Here is a 24,294-nt window from a genome sequence, read left to right on the forward strand (position 1 = left end):
ATTTTAGTTCTTTTTATTCTTTAAAACAGTTTCTAAGTTTTTCAGTTTACTATTCCAAAACTCATCAAAATGGTTAATCCAAACTTTTAGCTCATTAAATCCTTCCTGATTTAAAATACAATGTCTTTCCCTGCCTATTTCTTGAATTGATATAAAACCTGCCTTCTGCAATATTTTAATGTGCTTTGACACAGCGGGTCTGCTCATTTCAAAGTTGTCTGACAAACTATTTATATTGTAGCTATTTTTAGTTAGAAGCATTAAAATTTGTCTTCTGCTTGGGTCTGCAATTACTTGAAAAGTATCAAGATTCGACATTATTTGGTTGTATTTAAGTGATTAAGCATTTTTTGGATGTTCTTTTGCCAACCGTCTGTCATACCTGTGAAAATTGCAAAGTTTATTTCTTTGAAACCTGAATGTTTCAGAATCAACTTAGCTCCATTATTGTGTTCTACTAAATTCCACTCAACAATGGTGTCGAGTGAAAAATCGCCATTTCCAGAAACACCTTTCCAACTATAAACTAATCTTTGTAATGGAATTATTTCTATAATCTTACAATGAAAAACACCATCCAAATCTAGACTTGGGATTGGGTTTGTATTGAATTGAAATTCGTGCCCTAGAATTAATTTAAAATTGTTTGGCATAAGCCAAAGAGCTATTAGTTCAGATTTAGTTAGATATTCCCAAACTTCGTTTGGTTTTTGTTCAAAGACCCATTCATTTTCAATTTCTGTTTTCATATTTTTTTGTTTTTTTTGCGTAACCTTCAGGTTACAAATATATATGTAACCTGAAGGTTACGCAAATTTAATGATCTCAATTTTGGATGAAACCCCCTGCACTTTAGTGCAGCCACTACCCTTTGGTTTTACCTGCTTGAATAAAAATTCCCTGCAAAATAGTTTCGGGTATTAGTACGTATGGGTTTATCCCTATTAGTTCTATGGAAGCTTTGAAGGAGTAACTTTGCATTTTCGAAAATTAGTTATCATTGCCAGAATTACCGTTCTTCCTTTTAGGGATTTCAGCTTTATTTAGTTGGATTTGCCAATATTCTTCTATAGTTAATGGATGAGGCTCAAATGTTGAGACTTATTTTCCTTATTTTGAAAAATAGAAATTTGAAGCTTTGGATTGTATTTAGATGCAAAAGTTAAAACCCATTCCAAATCCATCACCCATTTCATTTCTCAAAAAACAGTATAGAATTTTTTACTTGCCTCTATATTATTGGACTAAATGTTAGGGACTATTCTTAGGGTTGATGTTTTCATCTTAAATCATTCTTACTATCTAATTCAATTGCCTGCAAAATATAATACTCAAAAGCTTCGTCTTTATAATCTTTAGGGTCACTCAGCCTTAAGTTCAACGATTTTTTACCTACACCTTCGAGAAGGTTATACTTATCTTCAAACTGTTTGCCATCCGTGAATGAAAACGTAATTCCTTTCTGAGTAGGACTCACCGAAATAATTATTCTATTGTACCTATACACTGGAACTCCATAATATTTCTCGGTTCCTCCCCTCATCTCTTCTTTTAGAAAAGAGAATTTTGCTTTAATCAAGTCTCTAAATTTCGTGAAAATAGGTTGGTGTTCTTCCTTAATTTTATCTTCTATGAATTGATTGATGGTTTTCATGTGGGCTAAATTTTGTGATTAGATTTTTGAAGGTATTTGGCACAAATCCAAACCCATATTGCACAAAATACTATAACAGTTCTACCAAGCCAGCCAATTGGAGTCTCTGGTGTAAGCATACCATTTGTTTCGCTCAAATAAATACCCATAGCAATGATTAAAGCAAACTCTAAAACCCATAACATTATGGTTAACAGGAGCATATTTTTTTTATACGGTTTAAGCTGCTCCTGTTTTCTGAATTGGAAAGCAATAAACACTGTGGCCAAAATCATAAAGCCTAATAACCCTGCTGCAGCGTTATGAATTTGACCGCTTATTGTCATCTGCTCTGGTAGCGTGCTTACAGGATCTGTATTAAAAATGCCTGCTAAGAAATTACCAAGGGATGCTACTATTAATAGTACACCTCCGACTTTTGAACCAGTATTTGGTAAGTGTTTAATTAGATATATCCCTAAAGTAAAAAAGCTTATTCCAAGTGAAAAAAACGCAATTTTCATTAACCAACCTGCATTGCCTAATGCATATTCGCTAATAGGTTGCCATATTGGGTTCACAGAAGTGCTTATGACATGTAACAGTACTAATAGGGCAATAAATCCGATGGCACTTATTTTAGTAATAGTTAAACTGTTCATTTAATCGTTGTTTTAGGATATTTTACGCTAGACATAGGTGTACATAGCCATTGCGTGACCATGACCTAGTTCAAATTCTTATTTATTAAGTCTATTCTGTATGAAAAGTTAGTGCGGACATTACTCCTTCAAAAAGAGCTGTAATTTTAGTCGCAACTTCATGGGTTCTATCTTATCTGGTAATTAAACATCCAGTTGATTCCATACTTATCAGAGCATTCCCCGAAGAATGCACCGAAAAACATGTCTTGCAACGGCATGGTAATATTGCCATCTTTGGATAACTCATCAAATAGTCGTTGTGTTTCCTCTCTCGTATCTGGCTCAAGGCAGATGTGCATGTTGTTTCCCTGATTTAGCGTAAACCCCATTTCTTTGGGAGCGTCCGTTGCCATGAGTACATGACCGCCTAGAATAGGCAACTCAACATGTAAAACCATCTTTTTAATGGTATCCGCAACTGGAGGGTGTCCAGCCTCAGCAGGGATATCGCCAAATCGCTGAATACCCTTTCCACTAAACTCAGTTCTAAATACGGATTTATAAAAAGTAAAGGCTTCTTCTGTGTTTCCAGGGAAATTGAGGTAGGTGGTTACCCTTGGTTTATTATCAACTTTTAGTTCGCTTCTTAAGTTGAATTGTTGTTTGATATACTCGTCAAGGTTGTCAAATGCCATACTTAAACCTTCCTTCATACCCATCTCTACGACTTGCTGCAAATGCTCCTCTGAGGCATATTCTGAGACAATTGTCACGACCGTATGATCAGATTCGTCTTCAAATTGATTTTGGAATTGTGCGACTGGAAAGTCTTCATTAATACCCCACTCTTGATCGGCAAAAGCATCTTCTCCTGTAAAATGATGATGTCTTGAGATGGTTTTGTAAGTAGTGATGCACTTATGTTCCTCTCCTTCTGGTCCTACCATAGCATAAAGACGCTGACCATTTTCTTTAAAATCCATGGATTTGGTGACTGACTTCCAAGGCTTAGGCGCCCACCATAGATCTAATAATTCAGGCTCTGTCCAAGCCCTCCACACCAAATCAATAGCGGCATCAAATGTCCGTATTACGGTCAATTTGTTTTTGTCTGATGTAAAAGATGTCTTATTCATTATTGTTTCTCGTTTTCCATTTTCATTAATTAGGCTATCGAGTTGATTTTGACCTAATTTATATTTTCCAAGGATTGAATTTTATGATTATAGATATAGGATATAACCAATACACCTCCCACTACAACTGGCATGACTATATAACTGATGTTTTTATCCACCATTATGTGGCTATACGTAGCAAAAAGCAGATTGAATGACAAGCCTGCATAAGCCCACTCTCTCAATTTGTTTGGCAATTGTGGTAGCATTATCGCTGTTGCTCCTAGTACTTTGCAGATAATTAGTGCGTAAGCGAAATAGTCCGGGTAGCCTAAAGGTTTTGTCCCTGCATTAAAGTATTCGTGTGCAAACAGTAAGGTGCTTAGTGGCATCAGTCCTTCCAATAAAAAGATGATGCTTGTTGTAATCCAAAAGATAATTCTGTTCTTTTTCATTGTTGCTTACTTTAAGGTTGGCAATAGGTCATCAAGTCTTTCCAGGGTGGACTCTAGACCTTCTTTCATTCCCATATTAATCACCGCTTCCAGATCAGCAAGCGATTTGTAGGTCACGGTTGTTTCTACCATAGCATTTTCACCCTTATCCAGAAATTGAACATGCCATTCGGCTCTGGGAAGGTCGGTATTCAAGTTGCCTTCGCTATCACAGAAAGCATCCAAGGTTTCATAAAAATCAATAGGCATGATCTTGGTGTACTCCGTCCACCCCCAGTATTCCTGACCCTCTGGGTCTATCATGGCATAGTGCCAGTGCCCACCTTCGCTGAAGTCCATGGATTTGGTCTTAGTAGTGAAAGGCTTGGGGGCAAACCATTGGTCTAGTAGCTCACTCTTGGTGTAGCAATCCCAAACCAGCTGTCGATCTGCAGCAAATTCTCTTTTTACAGTGATGGTGTTTTTTTCCTTATCCACAAGGAAGTCGAATTGTAGATTCATTTTCATTTGTTTTTCATGGTTAATAATAAGTTATCCAGTTGACTGAACCGATTTTCCCAGATCTTCCGGAACTGCTCTAGCCAATGGTCGATTTCTTTCATTTTATCATGGTTTATGTGATAATGTATTTCCCGTCCATTTTTCTCTTGCTTCAAAAGCTCGCATTCATTTAGAATCTTAATGTGATTTGATACCGCCTGTCTGGTAGTATCAAAATGCTCGGCAATGGCATTTGGCGTGAGTGCCTGTACGGCAAGCAAAACCAAAATTGCTCTTCTTGTCGGGTCGGCTATGGCTTGAAAAGGATCTCGTCTCATATTTATACGCAAATGATTGGTTGCAAATATAAATGCAATCAATCATTTGCACAATAATTTTTTAAAAAAACATCCAGCTATGAAGTGTGAACCTCTTGAGCGCTTTCATCGTAACGCGATGTCCTTATTGGGGCGAATATTTCACGATATCAATCCCAATACCGTTAGGATCCTGGATAGCGAAATGTCGATCACCCCATGGTTCGTCACGAATGCCAATTTTCATTTCAACCCCCTTCCCTTTCAATTCCTCATAAATGCTATCCACATCATTTACTTCGATGGTTAGATATACACCTTGATTAAGGAACGGTCGTTGAAAAATGGGCTGTTGGCTTGGGTGATCAGGAAGGAGAAAACTAACTTCAGCCTCGTGGTTGGGTGTATGCAACAAAAGGTAAAAGTCATTTTCGAACGTTACACCAAAGTTGAGTACTTCGCAATAAAACTCCTTTGTCTCTGCCAGTTTTGACGTGATGATGCCTGCATTTAATTTCATTTTGCTTGGACTTTTAATCATTGAACTTGTTTGGGCTAATACACTTGCTACTGAGTAAAGTGCTGCAACCATAAATACTATTTTCTTCATAGGGTTGTAATTGATTTACACTGTAAAGCTCAAACTTGTAGCACATGTAGCATAGTAAAAATCGGACATATTATGGATCAAATACTTTGCCTGGTGTAGTACCATAAAAGTTTTTAAACTCTTTTATGAAATGTGATTGATCGTAATAGCCCATATCAAAGAACAGTTTGTTATGCTGCGGACTTAGAGCTGATGAATGGGCTTTCAAAAGATTCTGAAATCTTACAACCTTACTAAAGGTTTTGGCAGTGTCCCCCACATAAAATTCAAAAATTCTCCTCAGCTGCCTTGCGCTGATCCCAATATCCAGGTCCTTCTCAATGTCCAGCATCCCATGGTTGGTCAGGATAACTTCAATGGCTTTGTATAATCGGGGATCGTTGTTAAACTCAATTTTTGAAATCAGACTACTGAAATACTTATCCAGCAATATTTTTATTTCATCCAAACTTAAGGTCTCATTGAAACAACTTGAGATAAACTCCGACAAACGCGGTGCAACTAGACTGAGATGCTCATAACGATTGCTCAGTTCTACCGCATTTACTTTGAAAAGTTGAGGAAACACGGTTGGCAAAAAGCGTACACCCACATAGTTGAACATATTGTCGAGTGGAAATTCTGTGAATTTTTCACAAAACCCCATCACATAATTTTCATGGGGATTGTTTAGCTCAAAATAGATATCAATACACCCGTCAGATACCACACGATAATTGAATTGTTCTGACAGTGGGACTTTGGTATAAAGTCTCCAATAGCAATAAATGAATTCTCGAAGAGGAAGGTCCGGTAGACATTCGGTATATGTGACAATATCGGATGATTGTCTTACGGTCGGTTGAATAGGCTTGTATAAGTCCCGAAGCTTAGTCTCAATTTTCATTTTATCATCAGCTTTTTGAGTTGGCTACACCCATACGGATTTATCATCAATTACTCGATGGCTCGAATCCCCTGAGCATCAAGCTTTGCTATGGCATCTTTCATCTCTTTGAGTTGATCAGCAGAGTGACTTTGCCAGATTGTTACCTCTCCGACCACCTTTAGTGGGTGTTGAGTACGGTAGGACATTGATGGATTCCCTGGGAATTTTTGGTTTGTCAGATTTGGATCGTCTTCAATTGGACCCGTAGGCTCTACCAAATAAATCCTTTCGCGCATTTCACCCAAAGCCAGTTCGGCTCCCCAAACAGCTGGATCTAGGGTCGCTGTGAGGTAGAGATATTTGGCTTTGTTCTGTTTACCAAAGTTTGAATTGTACCCTACTTCCAGAAGTTCTCCAAGTTTCAAATCAGCTTTAGTACCATGCAAGTACGTCTGAATGAATGGGGTATGTACAGTCGGTATCGCTTGAGAGCTATTGTTTGTCATATGCCTTGATTTAGTTGAGTTTATCAATGGTTTGATTGGCCAGTTGTAAAGCTTTGGTCAGGTAAGACGCTATAACCTCTCTTTCATTGCCTGAATAAGAAGCAATCAGCTCTTCTGTTTCATCTTGAAACATCTGGTAAAAGGGGCTTAAAAGGTTGATTATTTTTTCACTATCAGGGACTATAAAGACCTTCCGTCTATCAACTGAATCTGCTTGTCTCTTAACCAATCCCTTTTTCTCAAACCTGTCAATCAAAGCAGTAACTGAACCTGTGGTCAATCCCGTCAGTTCAGCCAATTCACCTGCTGTAAGCTTACCTCTCTGAATGAAAAAACCTAAGTATTTATGGTCTGTGCCCGAAAAGCCTGCTTTCCTGGCAATGGTCTCATGCATTTGAATTGAGGTGTAGGCATACTTCTGACTAAGTTTTCGAATTTCGAGTACTTCCCTATTATCCATATTTATATCTTGCTTGTCAATTATCTTGACCGTAAAGATAAAAAATAAAATCACATATAGGATAAATGAGATATTGATCTCATAATTGGTAAATAAGGTGGTCAAAACTTGAAATTGTATCCCAATCTGAATACTTGCGTCTCGTAATAGTCACTACTCGTGTAGCTAAAAGTGTCGCCTTCTATTTCTTTGTGGATCACCATGGTATTGAGCACATCCGTGGCATTAAAAAACAATTCGCCTTTGCCTTTTTGTATGCCTTTTTTGACGCCAATATCCAGCGAAAACCTAGAACCGATCGTTCCCTGCGGGATGATGTCTGGTGCGAGGTAGATGGCCGTCAATTGCGCTTCCAGATTGCTGAAAAAACTAAAAGCGGTATTGAGCTTGACATTGCCGGAGTAGACATCTTGCTCATCTACTGTAAAAGAATTGTCCTTGGGGTATTGACTGACTGCTGTGAATGCATCTATCTTGTTGTAATACCCATTGATATTTAGGTTCATAGATAGCCAATCGGTCAAGTCCTGAGTAAGTACCATCTCTACTCCAGAGTTGTAGCTTTTGCCCGCATTTTGGGAGATGTTGTAAATCAAGTTACTGGTATCCGATTGGGTGGCTATCCGTGTGATCGTCCCATCCGACATGCGATGATACACGGCACCATAGTAGTAGCCATCGTCCCACACGTTTTTATACCCTAGCTCAAAAGAATTGGTAAACTGCGGCCTCAGTGCAGGGTTGCCCACCTTGATGATTTCTGCATCGTCATACTTGGGAAAGATGCGAATATCTCCCTCGTCAGGTCTGTCCACTCGTCGGTTGTAAAACATCGACAGTTTGTTTCGAGCATCTACATTATAGGTGATTCGGGCATTAGGAAACGGCTGAAAGTAATCATATCCATCACTCGCATAAGTGTTGTGATTGGGATCTACCTCATAGACGAGGTTGACGTACTCTACGCGCAGGCCTACCTCAGCTTCTAGGTGTTTGATCTCATACAGGTAGTTTCCATAGATGGCAGGGATCATCTCCTTGTATGTCGCCTTGCCATCCGCCCCAGGATCCAATACCGAATTGGATGATGAGGAGTTGAATTGCATATCTGTTGGGATCGCCCTGCTTCGAAACTTCACACCAGTCTCCCAAAGTCCATGCTTGGTAGGGCGAGTATAGTCTAACGAGATATCCGCCACCCGCTGATCTGCTATCAGAAAAAACGATTCTTCGGTCGTATAAGCAGGCATGGTATTATCGAAGAAATACTTTTCGTCCTCTCGGTCGAAAGTATAGTTGAATCCAATGTTCAGCTTTTCTCCAGGTTGGGCAAACTTGTGCGCATAAGCCACTGATAGCATCGCTGCGGTGAGCACCTCATCTTCCAAAAACTGCCAAAGTCTAAGGTTTTGACTATAATCCTCGTCGAAGAAGGGCTGGTCTCCATAGTCCTTGATCGACTCTTGACTAAACATCCCCGAAACCGTCAGGCTGTTGTGCTCATCGATGTACCAGTCCATACCTGTCGTCGCAGAAAAGAAGTTGGTATTTCGGTTTCGTTTCATCTGCTGATGGATGACCGTGCCGTCATCGTAGGTTCTGGTGACAAACTCATTTTTGTTGAGGGTCTCGGTGTATAGATTATCCGCTTGCAAAAAGAAATTGACGTTCTTCTTCCTATAGTTCAGCGAAAGCGAAGGGTTGATTTTGGGAGTCGCTTGGTACTGTGGCCGGATGCCCGGCAAGTTATCTTTACGAATCCAAAGTGCTCCTAAGCCAGTGGTCAATCCTACCTTCCCATTCAAGCCACTCTCCTCTTCCTTTTTCATGATGATGTTGATGATGCCACCATTGCCGTTGGTGTCATATTTGGCAGAGGGGTTGTTGATGATCTCAATTTTCTCCACAGCTGATGCCGGTATGTTATCTAGTCCGTTCTGATTGCCAAAGCCTGTGATGGCTGTTTGCTTGCCATCGATCAGCACCATGACTTGCGTATTGCCACGCAGGGCTATTTGCCCCTCTTGGGTCGTCACGCCAGGCAGGTTTTGCATGGACTGCATCACGCTCCCACCCCCTTGACTGACATTGTCCTCTACCGTGAAGGTCTTTTTGTCCATTTGTCCGCTCACCGCATCTTGCTCTCCTGTGACGATCACTTCTTGGAGTTGCTGCGCACTCTCCGTCATATCAATCACTCCCAAGTCCAAGTATGCCGAGTTAGACCCTACAAAAATATCGCTCTGATGTTGATCATATCCCACAAATGACGCAGAGAGCCAATACTCCCCAGACGCAACATCCCTCAGGGTGAACTGCCCCGCCTCATTAGAAATCGTACCTGTCACCTGCGTAGTGTCACGCGATTGTTTCAGTACAACGGTCACAAAAGACAAAGCCTCCCCTGAGTTTTTGTCTTTTATGGTACCTGAGAGCGTTACCTGTTTTTTTTGTGCTACTAGTCCTGATGTCAGTAGCAACAAGAGCATAGTCAATAGCTTAATCTTCATCATACTCATCCTCTTCTTCACGCTGCTCTTTCTTAGTTAAATTTCCATTTGCATCAATGGCGACCTCATATTCCGTTTCTCCTTGTTCGATCTCAAATTCATAGGACTGACCCTGTGGAGTCTCTACGATCTCTGCTTCTTCGATCTCAAAGTCGCTGAAGTTGGTCGCCAAGATTGCGTGAATATCTTCAGAAATATCAGATGCCTTGATCGCATACTCGGTCTCCATCCACTCACCTTTATTTGTAAAATTGGCAGAATATTCCTTGCCATCCATGTCGAATTCTGCTTCCCACTCCGTTTCGTTCTCTCTTTCCCATTCGGCCTCTTTGACCTCTGGAAACTTCTCTGCGAATGCGGCCTTAACTTGCTCAGGTGTATTACCTTCCTTGTTTTGATCACAGGATAGTACTGATGCAGCTATGGCTATTACAATCCATAATGTTAGATTTTTCATAGTTCTGATTTTTTTAACGTTTCACTTATTGAGCAAACATCAACTATGAATTAGAAGGAATTTGGAATTTTTAGAAGACTACAGAAAAAGTATGCTGCTCTCGAAAAGAATATTCAACCGACCAATTGTACTTGCTGGCAATCTCTTGGACAATCGCCAGCCCTAGTCCACTGCCTACTACTTCGTTGGACACAGCCGAAAAGCGCTTGAACAAACTATCAGCAGCCAAAGGCGCTGCTCCGCTGTTCGTCACGATCAATTGACCGTTTCCAGTCGTGAGCGCAATAGACCCGCCGATTGGTGTATGCCGGATGGCATTTGACAGTAGATTATTGACTAGGGTTTCCAATAGAAAGGGATGAGCATCGATCATCATAGCACGATCAAACGAGGATTCCACCTTCAACTTCTTACCCGCTACATAATCCTCGAATAGTGCCAAAGAATTCTCCAAACAACTATACATACTTACATGCTCCGACTCTTGGTATTGATTGTTCTCCACTTTGGCGAGCAGTAGCAGGTTTTTGTTGATGCGCGACAGCCGCGATAGCGGTGCCTCGACACTGCTGATCATGTCCGAAATTTCAGGCGTGACACCCCTCTGCTGTAGCAAGAGGTCCAGCCTTGATTTTAGCAAAGCAATAGGTGTTTGCAGCTCATGCGAAGCATTTTCGGTAAAGGACTTCTGCTGTTGGAAAGCCCTGACATTCCCCTCCACCAAGCGGGTCAAAGCCTGGTTCAGTTCCCGAAACTCATAGATATTAGTCTCCTCCAACACAATCCTTTTGTCTATCGCCAGGTCAAAGGACTGGAGGGATTGAAGCGTCTGGTAAAAGGGCTTCCAGCTCTTAGCGGCGATACGTCGATTGAGAAAAATGAATCCGATGATAAGAAGCACGAAAAAGAGAAACGTCACAACAGCCACCGCCAGCAGGGTCTCGTCAGACTCCTCTACATTGGTCTCTATGTTGATCTGATAAGACTGATCATTGATAACCAAATGGGATTTCAATCCACGAAAACGGTCTTCTCCATCTTCCTCATCATACACATTGTTTCGGATCACTTCATACACACTGTCCTGAAGTGTGTTGGATTCATCGATTTTAGTAATGGATACTCCGGGCTGTAGCTCACCCCATATCTGATTGATCTTTTCGATTTCGTCCGCTGTGAAATCTCTAGACTTCAGTTTTTCTTTGGTGTGCTGTAGAGTTAGCCAGTTGTTTTCGTCCAGCTCACTGACCCAGATATAGTCTATGACCAATACATAGACGGGCACACTAATCAGCAAGATGAGCATCGAGAACAGCGCAAAGGCTTTGAGCGGTCTATTGAGTAGTTTGGTCATTGTTCCCATTTGTATCCTGTACCGTAGATGGTCTGGAGGTAGTCGCGATAGCCCCCCTCTTTCAATTTTCTTTTCAGGTTCTTGACATGTGCATAGACAAAATCGTGGTTGTCAAACATATCGGCCAAGTCGCCCGACAGATGCTCAGCCAACGCGCCCTTTGACAGTACGCGATTCTTGTTGCCGATGAAAAACAGCAACAGATCGTATTCCTTTTTGGTCAGGCTCACAGGGTTGTCGTGGACTGTGACTGTTTTGGATTGGGTATCGATGGTCAGTTCGTTTTGCACGATCACATTGCTACTGTCAAACTGCCTACGTCGGATCAGCGAATAGATGCGAGCGGATAGTTCTGAGAGGTGAAAGGGCTTGGCGAGGTAGTCATCCGCGCCTAGTTTGAGGCCTGAGACTTTGTCATCCGTGGAGTTCTTGGCGGATATAATGATCACTCCCTCCTGCTTGTTGAGTCTTTTCAACTCCTTCAAAATACTCAAACCATCTCCACCAGGCAGCATCAGATCCAGCAGGATACAATCGTATTCATAGGCATAGACCTTGTCCATCGCTTCTTGGTAGTCGGATGCCAATTCACACATATATTGCTCATTTTTCAAGTACTGACTGATATCCCGTGCGAGTTCTTTTTCGTCCTCTATGATTAGAATTTTCATGCTTGTAAATTACTGCATCAATTTAGAAGGAATTTCGAATTTTGCAGCCTCCCATCTTTTCCGTGAAGTTGGGTTGTAGAAGTGCAGGAAGAAACTGAGCCTATTATCTTTTAGTTTCTTCGTCTTTAATTGAATCTTTATACCTGATGAACTCATGTATAAAATTAAAAGTGAGGTTTGGCAAAACGAAGGTCAACGGCCAAAATTTACAAAAAATTTAGTAGGTATATGAGTAGCTATGATTCGAGGAAAATTGATCAGTTTAATGTAGGTCGTGGACTAATAGACTCTATGTGCCCGATAAGGTTATTTGTTCTCTTCTATTGCAAGGGAGTCTGAGTTCACTTTGATCTTCACATCATTTTGAAGTGTTATTGAATCTAAACTCACATTTAGATTCAAATCTATTACATATTCGGGTGTATTCTCAGTAATATTTTTTTCTTGTTCATTAGGTATGAAAACACCAAACCATGAAACAAATGCAAAAATAGAGACATAGAATGGCATGTTAAAATCCCATCTATCACGCCACTTTTTTACAATTGCATATTGATTTGAATTTACGACTGCATCTTTCAAGTTTTGTTTTGCCTCAAAATAATCTTCAAAATGAATTCTTATAGAAGTCAAATCTAATCTGCCTTTTAGATTATTGCCAATTTTTACAGGTTCTTGATGTGGATCGTAGAATAAAAAGAAATTCTCGAATTTTTCTTCTAAGAATGTTTTGCTAAGAATTGATTCCGTTACCAAATCATCAAAATGCACTATTGGGTCTCTATCAGACGCATTGTTTTCTAACCAATTAGCCGAATTCAGCTTCTTAATATTTGAAATACCTTCAAAGAGTTTTTCATCTGATTCTGAATCTAGTCTATCCCTTTCGCTTTCCGCAGTTCTCAATTCAGGATTATTTAAATCATCTTTAACAAACAAGGAAAATGAAATTAATAGATATACTAACCCAATCAATAAAAAGGCTGGAAGAAGATATTCAGAAAAATTAAAACCTAAGCCTATAGTTGAAACCGCCTTAATACTTACATCGAAGTATACCATTAATATTATTGCAACAGCAAAAGTTAATAATCCTTTTCTTGCCTTTTGAGTTCTTTGTGATAACGGTTCATGAGCCATTTCAATTAGGTTTTAGTCAACTACCAAAAGGTACAACTTTTTGAAAGTTTGATCCCTCAAAGGAGTAAATAACTTTCATTGTGCACCTTCCTTGCACCCTCTAGTGAATGTAATCTATGCTTAGGCGATATAGAGACTGATTTCCTGTTCTTTTACTTCCCAATACAGAACTTAGAAAATATATTCGCTAGCAAATCATCTGTCGTGATCTCACCAGTAATTTCTCCCAAATAGTGCAAGGCGTGGCGGATGTCTTGCGCCAAAAAGTCATTCGTGATCTGATTATCGATGCCTCTGAGTACGTCATGCAGGGAGTTTTGGGTATTGACCAGACTTTGGTAGTGGCGGGCGTTGGTCACTACCACATTGCCCGGCTGAAAGTTGTCCATCTGGCTTTTCGACCAGATCAGATCCTTGAGCTGATCTACGCCTGTTTTAGATTTGGCAGATATGGATACATAGTGATCATTAGCAATAAGTGAGACTTCTTCATTCTCCACTTTATCGAGCTTATTTCCCACCAAAATATACGGTTTCCCTTTTTCGACCAGCATTTGCTCCGTATCTAGAATCGTCTGCAATGACTCTGTAGCCAAGTCAAACAAATACATAATCAACGAAGCTTCCTGCATCTTTTGCTCGGCACGCTCCACTCCTATGGCTTCTATCTGATCTTTGGTTTCTCTCAGTCCTGCCGTATCAATAAATCTAAACTTCACGCCCCTGATATTCAATTCGTCCTCGATGATGTCTCTGGTCGTGCCCGCAATATCCGACACGATGGCTTTCTCTTCGTCGAGCAAGGCATTGAGCAAAGTAGATTTGCCTGCATTGGGTTTGCCTACGATCACCACGGGCACACCGTTTTTGATCACATTGCCTAGCTGGAAGCTATCGATCAACTGCACCAGTACCACGTCTATTTTTTCTATGAGCGCTTTGAGCTCTTCTCTACTGGCAAACTCCACATCCTCTTCGGAGAAATCCAGCTCTAGCTCAATCATCGAAGCAAAATGCACGAGTTTCTCTCTTAGGTTTTTAATTTCATTAGAGATACCGCCACGCATTTGATTCAATGCCGTGGCATGTGACGCCTCATTTTCGGAGGCGATCAGATCGGCTACGGCTTCGGCTTGCGCCAAATCAAAACGGCCGTTGAGGTAGGCTCGTTGGGTAAACTCCCCTGGCTCTGCCAGTCGGGCACCAGACCTGACCAACAGCTGAATGATGCGGTTGATAATATAGGGAGAGCCATGACAGGAGATTTCAAGGCTATTCTCTTTAGTGAAAGAATGAGGAGCTACAAACAAAGCAATTAGCACTTCATCCACGATAGTCTCTCCATCCATCAAATTCCCAAAATGAATGGTGTGTGACTTTTGAGTAGTCAATTTTTTACCCGAAAATAAAGGTGAAACCACTTCTACACAATCAACTCCAGACAACCTAATGACTGCTATCGCTCCTATGCCTGGCGCTGTAGCCAATGCAACTATCGTATCATTCATACCCATAGACACAAAGATAACCGCACGGTTCACATGTAACCCTTGGACAAGGAAAAAATCCTTCGATTCACTTCCAACCATTCGAATTTCCTTAGTGTCTTACAAAAAGAGAAAAATTAATACAGCTATGAATACAAAGAAAAAAAACAATTTATTGACGTTGGCCATATTCGCTCTGGTTGCTATTATACTTCCAGGGTGTATCGAAGATTCTGATTACGAAAAACAACAACAAGAAAGCGATCAGCTGATCAAAGACTATATAACATCCAACAACATAGAAGCAGAGAAATCCAACAATGGCGTCTACTACGAAGCACTCACCAGCAACCCTGATGGCGAACTTCCCAAAATAGGTGACGTAATGAAGGTAAAATATGAATTGCGAACACTAGATGGCAAACTTCTAGAATCGCATATGACTGATTCCACCTTACTTCGGTTTAGTTCGAATGCTGTTATACCCAGCGGGGTGAATTATGGATTAGATATCCTTAGAGAAGGCGAAAAAATCAGGTGCTATTTACCTTCTTATTTAGCATATAACTCTTATAGTGTACAAGACGAGTTTGGCCCTAATGCCAATTTTATATTGGATATAGAGTTGACCGGAACGGCTACTGAAGATGATATTCACAAAATGCAAATAGATGAAATTGAAGCGTATATCGATTCAGAAAAGTTGGGGGATCTTACACCCTCCACCTCTGGTTTGTATTTCAAATCACTTGAAGCAGGCACTGGAGATGAGGCAAAGGCCTATCACACCGCCACACTTCATTACAAAAGAAAAACTTTAGATGGATCTATCATTCAGGAAACTGAAGCCGACAATCCTCTCATTGTTAGCCTCAATACCAACCAATTGGTGTCTGGTTTCCGAGAAGGTGTATTGAAGATGAAGGAGGGCGAGAAAGCTTTACTTATTCTTCCGTCAGACATTGCTTTTGGCTCTAGTGTGAAAGTAATTCCTAACTCGATCAGGGAAGAACTTTGGGAAAACGGGTTAATCGGTTCACTGGTAGAACCATATACTATAGTGATGTACGAAGTGGAATTGTTGGAGGTAAAATGATAAAGCATAAAAAAAACCGTTTCGAAAGTTAGTCAAGCACTAACTTTCGAAACGGTTTTTAGTTCTATGGAATCAAAGAAGCTCTCTCTTTAATTGATCGCTGCTGCCTTTCTAAACAGAGCAATGAATTCCTCTTTAGTAAAGCTACCCAAGTCACCTTCACCGTGTCTACGGGCACTTACCTTATTTTCTTCTTGCTCCTTCTCTCCTACAATCAGCATAAATGGAATCTTTTTGGTCTCAGCATCTCTGATTTTTCGCCCAATTTTTTCATCTCTATGGTCGATAAATCCTCTGATATCATTTTCTTCCATCAAAGAGAAAATCTCATGTGCGTAGTCTGCATATTTCTCTGAAATCGGCAAAACAGCAATCTGATCTGGCGTCAACCACAATGGGTAGTTGCCCCCACAGTGTTCAGTAAGCACAGCTACAAATCGCTCTAGCGAACCAAACGGTGCTCTATGAAGCATCACTGGACGATGGCGGCCATTATCTGCTCCTATGTATTCTAATTCAAACCTTTCTGGCAAGTTGTAATCCACCTGAATAGTACCTAATTGCCAACTTCTACGCAAAGCATCTTTGACCATAAAGTCTAGTTTAGGTCCGTAAAAAGCCGCTTCACCGTATTCGGTAACGGTATTTAGACCTTTTTCTTCGGCTGCTTCTATGATGGCACGTTCTGCCTTTTCCCAATTCTCATCACTACCTATGTATTTGGCTTTGTTGTCTGGATCTCTTAGCGAAATCTGAGCTGTATAGTCTTCAAAACCCAAAGCCTTGAAAGTATAGAGTACAAGATCAATCACTTTCGTGAATTCTTCTTTCACCTGATCGGGTGTACAGAAAATATGAGCGTCGTCTTGCGTAAAACCCCTTACCCGCGTAAGTCCATGAAGTTCTCCACTTTGCTCATAACGATAAACGGTTCCAAATTCTGCATATCGAATAGGCAAATCCTTGTACGAATGTGGTTTAGACTTATATATCTCACAGTGATGTGGACAATTCATTGGTTTCAAGAAAAACTCCTCTCCTTCGTGTGGAGTAGCTATAGGCTGAAATGAATCCTCACCATACTTCTCATAATGACCAGAAGTCACATACAGTTCTTTGTTTCCTATATGTGGTGTAATCACTGGGCTATAGCCCGCTTTGACCTGCGCTTTTCGCATAAACTGTTCTAGTCGCTCACGAAGCATTGCTCCTTTGGGCAACCACAACGGTAAGCCTTGTCCTACTTTTTCAGAAAAAGTAAATAGCTCAAGCTCTTTGCCTAGTTTTCTATGATCTCTTTTCTTAGCTTCTTCTAGCAGCTCCAAATGCTCCTTCAGATCCTTCTGCTTAGGGAACGAAACTGCATACAAACGAGTCAACTGCTTGTTATTCTCATCACCACGCCAATAAGCACCAGCGATGTTCAACACCTTCACGGCCTTGATTACACCTGTATTGGGGATGTGTGGCCCTCTACAAAGATCCGTAAAGTTACCTTGCTTATAGAAAGTGATGGTACCGTCGTCTAGCCCTTCGAGCAAATCCAATTTGTACTCATCTCCCTTCTCTTTGAAATAGGCAACAGCATCTGCTTTAGAAATTTCTTCTCTAATGTACTCGTTCTTTTCACGGGCCAACTCCAGCATTTTGTTTTCCAAAACATCTAGATTCTCAGAATCAAAAGTCTGATCACCAAAATCGACATCATAGTAAAAACCGCTCTCAATGGCTGGTCCAATACCTAGTTTCACTCCAGGGTACAGGGCCTCCAATGCTTCTGCCATGAGGTGAGCAGATGAGTGCCAAAAGGTAGACTTCCCTCCTTCATTTTGCCAGGTAAGCAAACTCACCGTAGCATCTTCACTTATGGGTCTGTTGGCGTCCCATATTTCTCCATTTACTTCAGCGGCCAGCACATTTCTAGCTAGCCCTTCACTAATACTCAAGGCGACATCCATACCAGTCGCTCCCTTGTCCATAGATTTCACACTACCATCAGGAAGGGTAATGTTAATTTTAGCGTCACTCATCAATTCATTCATTTCTTGTATTTGGGGAAGCAAAATCGAAAGTTGGTATAGCCTCTCTTCTTTCCCTTAATTTGCGCAAATATGCGATTTTTCCTTTGACTTTCCTTACTCCTTCCAAGCCTTCTTCATTCAATGAATCTACAGCAAGTATATATTGGTAATACTGCAAGGCACTAGCATAATACCCCTTATGGTCGAAAGAAACTGCCTTGGCTTTCAATGCCCCAACATTTAAGCTATCTTGAGCCAGCATCTGTGTAGCATAAAATATCATAGAATCATACATGGCTTGTTGTTCAAAATGTCTAATTAGAGAATCTCCAGCCACCATATTCCCAGTTAACAGCATCTCTCCTAGCAACTGATTGGCTTCCTGATTTTTATGCTCTTCACGATACAGCTCTACATTAAGAAAATTGATTTCTGCAGTCTCATAATCCGAATCATATAATAAAGTAACTAGTGTTCTTGATTGGTCGTAATTGCGAGCATATGCGTATAAAAATGCCAGATCTCTGGCGATATCTAATCGACTAGAGTCCTGCTGAAATGCTTGCAACTTATATTTCAATGCGGAAATAGAATCGCCTAAACTCAAATAAACTTCTCCTTTTAGTAAGTAAATGTCAGGGTCATTTCCATTGATCATCACTGCTTTATTGATATAGTCTATGGCTAGCCCATTCCTGCCTAATGCAGCATATATGCTTGCTCTTTTTTTATAAAATTCTGTAGTGTTAGCACCATAGTCCTCTGCCATAGAATTGTAATGCAGGGCTTTGGCTAAATCTTTCTTGTCTAAATAAAAATCAGACACCAACTCCAGTAATTCTGCATTTTTCTGATATTGACTCAACCAGTCTAGTAATTCTTCTTCTGAAGTGTTCTTCCATTCTGCTTGCTCATGCACTTGCAGGTATTGTATCAGCTCATTGATGTCGAAAGAAGACAGTTGTTTGCCACTCACCTGTACCGACTCACTAGGAGGCGCTATTTTTGCATCCATTTGCTGTACGGGCACATTCCCAAATCGCTTTTCACACCCCTGACAAAGTAGAGTAATACAACAAGCGAATAGGAAACTACAACTTCTAAATAAGATACTTTTACAGTTCATACAAAATTGGAAATATTCAATAACGAACCTATTCAAACAAAATAAAGAATCAGGTATCAAAACATGCTAAATAATTATTTGACAAGTCAATGAACAAAAAAAGTACTTTTTCCATTCGTTTTTGTCATCTTTCAGTGTTAAAAATAAAGAGATAGGTAATCCTCTTAGTCTATATCACCAAAACACTTAAAAAGTGTATAATTCAAAATCAAAATTTGTTTATCTCGGCAAATCTTGGTAAAATTCAAGATTGATTTTTTATCAATTCAGAGGTTGGGTAGTTATAAGGAAAGGTTTGAAACTCATTTCAGTTATTGCTAATCGTCAAAATGTTATAGCATTTTGATTGCTTCGGTTAAATAGCAATTGTTTTCTTTGAATAGTCCAATTTATGTTTGTAAATTATTGAAATCTTGATTGTTCAAGTATCTTTACTTTTAGATTGAAAAATTAGAATTATAAGACTAACCAGTACTAGTCAGGTTTTCTGGTAATACATTTGATATAATGGATTTATTAAAGAGATATAAAAATATATACGATACTAACATCATCCTGATGTATAAAGGCGAAGTTACATTTGACTTAGTCACTTCTATTATAGAGACACTCGACGGAAGAATAACGGAATTAGAATCTGACCGAATGATTAAAAAGAAGTTTTATGGAGCAGCTACAGAATGTATTCAGAATCTATATCATCACATGGATGAAGTAGCAGACGAAACTCATCAAATCGATACCTATGATTCCAAATCAGGTCTTCTACTGGTAACTGCTCGAAAGAAGTTTTACAATATCATGACTGGAAACTTCATCCCCAACACAAAGATTACAACTATTAAATCTAAACTTGACAATATCAATGCTTTGGACAAAGATGGCTTAAAAAAGCTCTACAAAGAGATTCTATACAATGGTGAGTTTTCAGACAAAGGCACTGCAGGTTTAGGTTTTGTAGAAATAGCCCGAAAAACTGGCCAAAAACTATCGTATGAATTTCATCAGGTAAATGATGAGTACTCTTATTTTACTTTTCAGATAAGGGTTCCTAGAGAATTAGAAAAAAAACTGGCTGAGGCTTCATAAGCCATCTACCCAATGCACATAAACAACTCAAATATCAATTTAAATTCATTACATACATCAGACATGAGACTGGGAGTAAGTGAGGAGGCATATAGTAACGTTGAACTGAAATGAAAGAACTTTATCACGAAGAGCAAAAGATACTTTCGGAGTATGTAGGAAAAGTAAAAAAGAAAGATGTAAACCTTGAAGATGCAGTAGGAATCGCTATGCACTACAAAGATTTGCTAGATCAGAGTAAGGTAATCACTCGAATCAGTGATCGACTACAGAAAAAACTAGATCACGCCAACCAAAAAATCAAGGTTCAGAACAATGAAATCCAAAAGAAGAATGGAGAGTTAGAAATAACTATTGATCAGCTCGACAAAATGACTATGGGTAAAAAAGCCACCAGAATACTTTTTGGCGTTTTTGTAATTCTTTTCATTTCTGAGCAACTGTTTCTTGAACCCATCATTGATAGTTGGGCACAGGGCAATTTTATCGGCATCGGAGTCATGCTAATCATTGCATTAATGTTAAAATTCTTCGAATCTAAATTAGAAGATTACTTCACCAAGCAAAGCAAACGTGAAATATTATCTAATCAGTCAGGTACTACGCAGCAAAATAGTACTGAGGAAAAAAGTCAATTTTCTTTCTTAAAAAGTAAAGGAGCGGCTTAATTAATTAAAACAAAAGCATAAGAGCTATGAAAAAGGATAACCTGATACGATCGTATATTCTGACCTTGATACTTATTATATTAGGTCTATTTATTGGTCAATTTATAGTCCAAAATGCCATCAGAGTAAATCAAGATGATGCCATCTTGGTAAAGCTCGCACAGAAACAGGCCACACTAAGCGAAGAAATCTCCAAAAATGCAGCGCTTATCAATTTAGACAGAATTAAATCTAGTGAGACCAATTTCAACCTTGTAAAAAGAAGATTAAAACCAGCAGTAGAAGAATTCACTAAAATTCAAAAAGCACTCACAAAGGGAGACATTAACTATGGCCTGTCTGGAACAGAAAACTCTGAAAAAACAACCGCCATGCTCAACGACATGGACCTCTCCTATCGCGAAATCAGAGATGCAGGAAACGAAATCGTCAATGTGAGTTTCACAGACCCCGAAGAGGATAAAGCTTTGATTTTAAGTAGAGCACTTACCAACATCCTATCCCAAAAAACTTTTAGTGACAAAGCTTCTGATCTAGCAAGCCAGTATCAACTAGAGGCAAAAACCAACAAAGGTGGATTTTCGCAATTTGAGTACGTAATCACTGCTGCCATCATAGCTATATTACTACTCCAAGCCTCTTTCATCTTTCGACCTGCTGTAAACTTGGCTTATAAAAACTTTCTTACAGCAAATGAGGCCTTCGTAAAACTACAGAGATCAGAAGAAGAATTAAGAAGTAGTGCAGAAAAGCAGCTGGAAGTAAATGAAAAACTCATCCTCTCTCAGCGAGCTTTGGAGCAACGAAACAAAAAATTAAAACTCTCTGAGCAAGAGATTTTGAAGAGTTCTAGAAAACAAATAGAGGTCAACGAAAAACTGATTCGCGTACAAGAAGAACTTAGAAAAGCATACGATCGAGTAAAGTACTCAGAGGAGCGCATGAGAAATATTGCTGAAGAGCAGCTAGAGGCTACAGAACGACTAATGATAGCTGAGAATAAGCTCAAGCAAACACTTACTATCGAGCAAGACAGTAAAGCAGAGCTGGCTCAAACATTGGAAAACCTTAAAAGCACCCAATCTCAATTAGTACAATCAGAAAAAATGGCCTCTCTGGGTCAGTTGACAGCAGGTATTGCTCATGAGATCAACAACCCCATCAACTTCGTTTACAATGGTATCGATACACTCAAAGTATCTCTTGATGATTTGATCACCATTGTAGAAAAATATGATCAGCTCGAAGACAGCAAAGATTACAAAGCTGCTATCGCTGAAATTCATCAAATGAAAGAAGAGTATGCTTATGACGATCTTCTTAATGATTTGAAAGAATTGGTATCGGATATTAAAAAAGGAGCCGTACGAACCATAGAAATTGTGAAAGGTCTAAGGGTCTTCTCTAGATTGGATGAAGAAGAAATGAAGCCAGCCAATGTCAATGATGCATTGGATGCCACTCTTGTCCTGCTTAGAAACAAAACCAAAAACAAAATCAACATCAAGAAATTCTACGACGATTCTATCTTGGATATCAACTGCTACCCTGGACAGCTCAATCAGGTATTTATGAATATTCTAAACAATGGTATTCAAGCCATTCCAGATGAGCGTAAGGATGGTGAAGTTCAGATTTATACAGAAAACCAAGACCAGCACGTCATGATCAAAATAAAGGATAATGGTGCAGGAATGTCTGAACAAGTCAAACGAAGAATCTTCGAACCTTTCTTTACAACTAAACCCGTAGGCATTGGTACTGGACTAGGCATGTCTATTACCTTTGGTATCATAGAAAAACATGGTGGAAACATCTATTGTAATAGTGAAGAAGGAAAAGGAACAGAGTTTTCTATTTTGATCCCAAAACACATGGACAAATCTTCGGAAGAAGAAAAGGTATCCGAGTCTCAAAAAGCATAATATATTTAGAAGTAAACTAGCAAATGGAAGAAGTTCAAAATCCAGTAGAAGATACAGCAGTCAAAAATAAAAAGAAGTACACCATTCTTTATGTTGATGATGAAGAAAGCAACCTTCGTATTTTCCGAATGGCTTTCAAAAGAGAGTACAACGTACTCACCGCTCCCGGAGGAAACGAAGCTATAGAAATGCTACGCGAGCATGACATACAGTGCTTGATCACGGATCAAAAAATGCCTGAAATGACAGGAACTGAATTGCTTGAAAAAGTGCTTCCTGAGTTTCCTGATGTGATTCGAATGATACTTACGGGTTTTGCTGATATTGAAGCTATTGTGAAAGCTGTAAACAAATGCGGCATTTACAAATACATTACTAAACCATGGGATAAAGGTGAAATGAAACTCACCATAGACAAAGCATTGGAGGCTTACGAATTGAAAAGTGATAAAGTAAAACTTATCCGTCAGCTAGAAAAAGCCAACAGTGGGTTGGAGGAAAAAGTAGAGCTACGTACCAAAGAACTAGCAGAAGTAAATAAACGCTTGATGGATAGTATCAAATACGCGATGACTATTCAGAATGCAATGCTAATGTCTCCTGAAACAATCAAAGAAGGCTTTACAGACTTCTTCATCCTGTTCCAACCACTAGATGTAGTAAGTGGTGATTTCTATTGGTATGCTGATTTTGAATCTGACGATGTCAATTACAAATTCATTGCATCAGTAGATTGTACTGGACACGGTGTAGCTGGAGCGCTAATGAGTATGATTGGTGAATCTCTACTCAACCAAATCGTTTACGAGCATGAAATTACTGATGCAGGTGAAATCCTAGACAATCTCAATATAGGCATTCAGGACATACTCAATCAATCTGAGAACAACATGCATCACGGCATGGATGCTAGCATCATGATCATTGACGAAGACAATCAGGAGGTGTATTTTGCTGGCGCACAACAAAATCTACTTTATTCAGATAAAGGCAAAATAAAAACCGTAAAAGGAGATCGGATTTCTCTAGGTGGCTATTTGGATCAAGAAAGAAACTACACAACCCACAAGGTATCTTATACCAAAGGGGAAACTTCTTTCTTTATGTTCTCAGATGGCTTCCAAGATCAGTTTGGCGGGCCAGATAACAAGAAATTTACAGTAGCTCGATTAACAGAAAGTATCGAAGCGGGATTAGACAAACCTATGGACAAGCAAAGAGATCTGCTCCATAAGGTATTGACCGAATGGAAAGGTGAAGAAAAACAAACCGATGACATTTTGGTAATGGGAATTAAGATATAATTTGACAATATTTGCAACATTAAAAGCGGCTCCGTATGAAGATTAAGGTATTAACATTGAAGAACTGGTGCAACAAGAGCATAACGCCTTTAGCATGGCAAAGAATTATCATCAAGATACTGCCTGAGATGCGGGACAGAGGATTTGAGCTTAACACCTTGGAAGAACCAGGTCCAGACCTAACCTTCGGTGAGGAAGAATTCCAGCTCTTTACCAATTCATTGGATACGGTATACAAAATCACATTCCCTAAAGAGGTCTTAGAAAAAATCTCATAAGTAGTGAAGAAATTAATTTCACCCACAGTATTCAAGCTTCAATTCTGAAGCTTTTTTTATGAATTAGAATCCCCTGT

Annotated in this window: 26 protein-coding genes; 6 read left to right on the forward strand and 20 right to left on the reverse strand. The window is 39.6% G+C overall.

The window, feature by feature from the left end; all coding sequences use genetic code 11:
• Positions 1-3 precede the first annotated feature (3 nt).
• The 18 genes from N7E81_RS15035 to mnmE all read right to left on the reverse strand — a co-directional run bounded on the left by N7E81_RS15035 (position 4) and on the right by mnmE (position 14,737).
• Positions 4-318 (reverse strand): ArsR/SmtB family transcription factor, encoded by a 315-nt coding sequence (locus N7E81_RS15035; RefSeq protein ID WP_263050419.1) that lies wholly within the window; start codon positions 316-318, stop codon positions 4-6.
• Positions 318-749: an SRPBCC family protein gene (locus tag N7E81_RS15040; protein WP_263050420.1), complete on the reverse strand. Its 432-nt coding sequence runs from the start codon at positions 747-749 to the stop codon at positions 318-320. Before N7E81_RS15040 ends, N7E81_RS15035 begins: the two co-directional genes overlap by 1 nt.
• Positions 750-1,279: 530 nt before the next feature.
• Positions 1,280-1,654, reverse strand: coding sequence for a DUF1801 domain-containing protein (locus N7E81_RS15045; RefSeq protein ID WP_263050421.1), 375 nt, complete (start codon positions 1,652-1,654; stop codon positions 1,280-1,282).
• A gap of 5 nt (positions 1,655-1,659) precedes the next feature.
• Entirely contained in the window at positions 1,660-2,295 is a 636-nt protein-coding gene (locus N7E81_RS15050) for a DUF998 domain-containing protein (RefSeq protein ID WP_263050422.1), read from the reverse strand.
• Between the two features lie 167 nt (positions 2,296-2,462).
• Positions 2,463-3,413, reverse strand: coding sequence for an SRPBCC domain-containing protein (locus N7E81_RS15055; RefSeq protein ID WP_263050423.1), 951 nt, complete (start codon positions 3,411-3,413; stop codon positions 2,463-2,465).
• A 53-nt stretch (positions 3,414-3,466) separates the two neighbouring features.
• On the reverse strand, positions 3,467-3,850 hold the full coding sequence (locus tag N7E81_RS15060) for a DoxX family protein (protein WP_263050424.1): 384 nt from the start codon (positions 3,848-3,850) through the stop codon (positions 3,467-3,469).
• 6 nt (positions 3,851-3,856) lie between these two features.
• Positions 3,857-4,351: an SRPBCC family protein gene (locus tag N7E81_RS15065; protein WP_317624051.1), complete on the reverse strand. Its 495-nt coding sequence runs from the start codon at positions 4,349-4,351 to the stop codon at positions 3,857-3,859.
• Between the two features lie 2 nt (positions 4,352-4,353).
• On the reverse strand, positions 4,354-4,668 hold the full coding sequence (locus tag N7E81_RS15070) for an ArsR/SmtB family transcription factor (protein WP_263050426.1): 315 nt from the start codon (positions 4,666-4,668) through the stop codon (positions 4,354-4,356).
• 124 nt (positions 4,669-4,792) lie between these two features.
• Positions 4,793-5,257 (reverse strand): VOC family protein, encoded by a 465-nt coding sequence (locus N7E81_RS15075; protein ID WP_263050427.1) that lies wholly within the window; start codon positions 5,255-5,257, stop codon positions 4,793-4,795.
• A 70-nt stretch (positions 5,258-5,327) separates the two neighbouring features.
• Complete coding sequence (locus tag N7E81_RS15080; protein WP_263050428.1) at positions 5,328-6,143, reverse strand: AraC family transcriptional regulator; 816 nt, start codon at positions 6,141-6,143, stop codon at positions 5,328-5,330.
• A gap of 50 nt (positions 6,144-6,193) precedes the next feature.
• Entirely contained in the window at positions 6,194-6,631 is a 438-nt protein-coding gene (arr, locus tag N7E81_RS15085) for an NAD(+)--rifampin ADP-ribosyltransferase (protein ID WP_263050429.1), read from the reverse strand.
• 10 nt (positions 6,632-6,641) lie between these two features.
• Complete coding sequence (locus N7E81_RS15090) at positions 6,642-7,091, reverse strand: MarR family winged helix-turn-helix transcriptional regulator (RefSeq protein WP_263050430.1); 450 nt, start codon at positions 7,089-7,091, stop codon at positions 6,642-6,644.
• Positions 7,092-7,192: 101 nt separating this feature from the next.
• Positions 7,193-9,604: an outer membrane beta-barrel family protein gene (locus N7E81_RS15095; protein WP_263050431.1), complete on the reverse strand. Its 2,412-nt coding sequence runs from the start codon at positions 9,602-9,604 to the stop codon at positions 7,193-7,195.
• On the reverse strand, positions 9,591-10,058 hold the full coding sequence (locus N7E81_RS15100; RefSeq protein ID WP_263050432.1) for a PepSY-like domain-containing protein: 468 nt from the start codon (positions 10,056-10,058) through the stop codon (positions 9,591-9,593). The genes N7E81_RS15095 and N7E81_RS15100 overlap by 14 nt, the downstream gene beginning before the upstream one ends.
• Positions 10,059-10,128: 70 nt before the next feature.
• The gene (locus N7E81_RS15105) at positions 10,129-11,412 is read right to left on the reverse strand and encodes a sensor histidine kinase (RefSeq protein WP_263050433.1); all 1,284 of its coding nucleotides are present in this window, start codon (positions 11,410-11,412) and stop codon (positions 10,129-10,131) included.
• A complete protein-coding gene (locus N7E81_RS15110; RefSeq protein ID WP_263050434.1) occupies positions 11,409-12,083 on the reverse strand; it encodes a response regulator transcription factor in 675 nt (224 codons plus the stop codon). The genes N7E81_RS15105 and N7E81_RS15110 overlap by 4 nt, the downstream gene beginning before the upstream one ends.
• A gap of 306 nt (positions 12,084-12,389) precedes the next feature.
• The gene (locus tag N7E81_RS15115; RefSeq protein ID WP_263050435.1) at positions 12,390-13,223 is read right to left on the reverse strand and encodes a hypothetical protein; all 834 of its coding nucleotides are present in this window, start codon (positions 13,221-13,223) and stop codon (positions 12,390-12,392) included.
• Between the two features lie 152 nt (positions 13,224-13,375).
• Positions 13,376-14,737 (reverse strand): tRNA uridine-5-carboxymethylaminomethyl(34) synthesis GTPase MnmE, encoded by a 1,362-nt coding sequence (gene mnmE / locus N7E81_RS15120; RefSeq protein WP_263053093.1) that lies wholly within the window; start codon positions 14,735-14,737, stop codon positions 13,376-13,378.
• Between the two features lie 121 nt (positions 14,738-14,858).
• Between mnmE and N7E81_RS15125 the strand changes: the two genes are divergently transcribed.
• Positions 14,859-15,806, forward strand: a complete 948-nt coding sequence (locus tag N7E81_RS15125; protein WP_263050436.1) for an FKBP-type peptidyl-prolyl cis-trans isomerase — start codon at positions 14,859-14,861, stop codon at positions 15,804-15,806.
• Between the two features lie 89 nt (positions 15,807-15,895).
• Here N7E81_RS15125 and thrS read toward each other — a convergent pair whose 3' ends face one another.
• Positions 15,896-17,836, reverse strand: coding sequence for a threonine--tRNA ligase (thrS, locus tag N7E81_RS15130; RefSeq protein WP_263050437.1), 1,941 nt, complete (start codon positions 17,834-17,836; stop codon positions 15,896-15,898).
• 4 nt (positions 17,837-17,840) lie between these two features.
• Positions 17,841-18,953 carry a tetratricopeptide repeat protein gene (locus N7E81_RS15135; RefSeq protein WP_263050438.1) on the reverse strand — a complete coding sequence of 371 codons (1,113 nt, stop codon included), beginning with the start codon at positions 18,951-18,953 and terminating at the stop codon, positions 17,841-17,843.
• A 507-nt stretch (positions 18,954-19,460) separates the two neighbouring features.
• Between N7E81_RS15135 and N7E81_RS15140 the strand changes: the two genes are divergently transcribed.
• The 5 genes from N7E81_RS15140 (at position 19,461) to N7E81_RS15160 (ending at position 24,217) form a co-directional block, all read left to right on the forward strand.
• Positions 19,461-20,042, forward strand: coding sequence for a SiaB family protein kinase (locus N7E81_RS15140; protein ID WP_263050439.1), 582 nt, complete (start codon positions 19,461-19,463; stop codon positions 20,040-20,042).
• 110 nt (positions 20,043-20,152) lie between these two features.
• A complete protein-coding gene (locus N7E81_RS15145) occupies positions 20,153-20,710 on the forward strand; it encodes a hypothetical protein (protein WP_263050440.1) in 558 nt (185 codons plus the stop codon).
• Between the two features lie 26 nt (positions 20,711-20,736).
• Positions 20,737-22,635, forward strand: a complete 1,899-nt coding sequence (locus N7E81_RS15150) for a sensor histidine kinase (protein ID WP_263050441.1) — start codon at positions 20,737-20,739, stop codon at positions 22,633-22,635.
• A gap of 23 nt (positions 22,636-22,658) precedes the next feature.
• Positions 22,659-23,939 (forward strand): response regulator, encoded by a 1,281-nt coding sequence (locus tag N7E81_RS15155; RefSeq protein ID WP_263050442.1) that lies wholly within the window; start codon positions 22,659-22,661, stop codon positions 23,937-23,939.
• Between the two features lie 35 nt (positions 23,940-23,974).
• Positions 23,975-24,217 (forward strand): hypothetical protein, encoded by a 243-nt coding sequence (locus N7E81_RS15160; protein WP_263050443.1) that lies wholly within the window; start codon positions 23,975-23,977, stop codon positions 24,215-24,217.
• Positions 24,218-24,294 lie beyond the last annotated feature (77 nt).

Source organism: Reichenbachiella carrageenanivorans (assembly GCF_025639805.1).
GTDB classification, from domain to species: domain Bacteria; phylum Bacteroidota; class Bacteroidia; order Cytophagales; family Cyclobacteriaceae; genus Reichenbachiella; species Reichenbachiella carrageenanivorans.

What these genes read in the sequence shown, in the direction of transcription:
- N7E81_RS15145 (WP_263050440.1), top strand. Translation starts at nt 20,153, where the DNA reads ATGAAAGAACTTTATCACGAAGAGCAAAAGATACTTTCGGAGTATGTA.
- N7E81_RS15040 (WP_263050420.1), bottom strand. Translation starts at nt 749, where the DNA reads ATGAAAACAGAAATTGAAAATGAATGGGTCTTTGAACAAAAACCAAAC.
- mnmE (WP_263053093.1), bottom strand. Translation starts at nt 14,737, where the DNA reads ATGGGTATGAATGATACGATAGTTGCATTGGCTACAGCGCCAGGCATA.
- N7E81_RS15050 (WP_263050422.1), bottom strand. Translation starts at nt 2,295, where the DNA reads ATGAACAGTTTAACTATTACTAAAATAAGTGCCATCGGATTTATTGCC.
- N7E81_RS15140 (WP_263050439.1), top strand. Translation starts at nt 19,461, where the DNA reads ATGGATTTATTAAAGAGATATAAAAATATATACGATACTAACATCATC.
- N7E81_RS15110 (WP_263050434.1), bottom strand. Translation starts at nt 12,083, where the DNA reads ATGAAAATTCTAATCATAGAGGACGAAAAAGAACTCGCACGGGATATC.
- N7E81_RS15135 (WP_263050438.1), bottom strand. Translation starts at nt 18,953, where the DNA reads ATGAACTGTAAAAGTATCTTATTTAGAAGTTGTAGTTTCCTATTCGCT.
- arr (WP_263050429.1), bottom strand. Translation starts at nt 6,631, where the DNA reads ATGACAAACAATAGCTCTCAAGCGATACCGACTGTACATACCCCATTC.
- N7E81_RS15090 (WP_263050430.1), bottom strand. Translation starts at nt 7,091, where the DNA reads ATGGATAATAGGGAAGTACTCGAAATTCGAAAACTTAGTCAGAAGTAT.
- N7E81_RS15155 (WP_263050442.1), top strand. Translation starts at nt 22,659, where the DNA reads ATGGAAGAAGTTCAAAATCCAGTAGAAGATACAGCAGTCAAAAATAAA.
- N7E81_RS15080 (WP_263050428.1), bottom strand. Translation starts at nt 6,143, where the DNA reads ATGAAAATTGAGACTAAGCTTCGGGACTTATACAAGCCTATTCAACCG.
- N7E81_RS15160 (WP_263050443.1), top strand. Translation starts at nt 23,975, where the DNA reads ATGAAGATTAAGGTATTAACATTGAAGAACTGGTGCAACAAGAGCATA.
- N7E81_RS15105 (WP_263050433.1), bottom strand. Translation starts at nt 11,412, where the DNA reads ATGACCAAACTACTCAATAGACCGCTCAAAGCCTTTGCGCTGTTCTCG.
- N7E81_RS15035 (WP_263050419.1), bottom strand. Translation starts at nt 318, where the DNA reads ATGTCGAATCTTGATACTTTTCAAGTAATTGCAGACCCAAGCAGAAGA.
- N7E81_RS15115 (WP_263050435.1), bottom strand. Translation starts at nt 13,223, where the DNA reads ATGGCTCATGAACCGTTATCACAAAGAACTCAAAAGGCAAGAAAAGGA.
- thrS (WP_263050437.1), bottom strand. Translation starts at nt 17,836, where the DNA reads ATGAGTGACGCTAAAATTAACATTACCCTTCCTGATGGTAGTGTGAAA.
- N7E81_RS15095 (WP_263050431.1), bottom strand. Translation starts at nt 9,604, where the DNA reads ATGATGAAGATTAAGCTATTGACTATGCTCTTGTTGCTACTGACATCA.
- N7E81_RS15100 (WP_263050432.1), bottom strand. Translation starts at nt 10,058, where the DNA reads ATGAAAAATCTAACATTATGGATTGTAATAGCCATAGCTGCATCAGTA.
- N7E81_RS15125 (WP_263050436.1), top strand. Translation starts at nt 14,859, where the DNA reads ATGAATACAAAGAAAAAAAACAATTTATTGACGTTGGCCATATTCGCT.
- N7E81_RS15060 (WP_263050424.1), bottom strand. Translation starts at nt 3,850, where the DNA reads ATGAAAAAGAACAGAATTATCTTTTGGATTACAACAAGCATCATCTTT.
- N7E81_RS15075 (WP_263050427.1), bottom strand. Translation starts at nt 5,257, where the DNA reads ATGAAGAAAATAGTATTTATGGTTGCAGCACTTTACTCAGTAGCAAGT.
- N7E81_RS15065 (WP_317624051.1), bottom strand. Translation starts at nt 4,351, where the DNA reads ATGAATCTACAATTCGACTTCCTTGTGGATAAGGAAAAAAACACCATC.
- N7E81_RS15150 (WP_263050441.1), top strand. Translation starts at nt 20,737, where the DNA reads ATGAAAAAGGATAACCTGATACGATCGTATATTCTGACCTTGATACTT.
- N7E81_RS15045 (WP_263050421.1), bottom strand. Translation starts at nt 1,654, where the DNA reads ATGAAAACCATCAATCAATTCATAGAAGATAAAATTAAGGAAGAACAC.
- N7E81_RS15055 (WP_263050423.1), bottom strand. Translation starts at nt 3,413, where the DNA reads ATGAATAAGACATCTTTTACATCAGACAAAAACAAATTGACCGTAATA.
- N7E81_RS15070 (WP_263050426.1), bottom strand. Translation starts at nt 4,668, where the DNA reads ATGAGACGAGATCCTTTTCAAGCCATAGCCGACCCGACAAGAAGAGCA.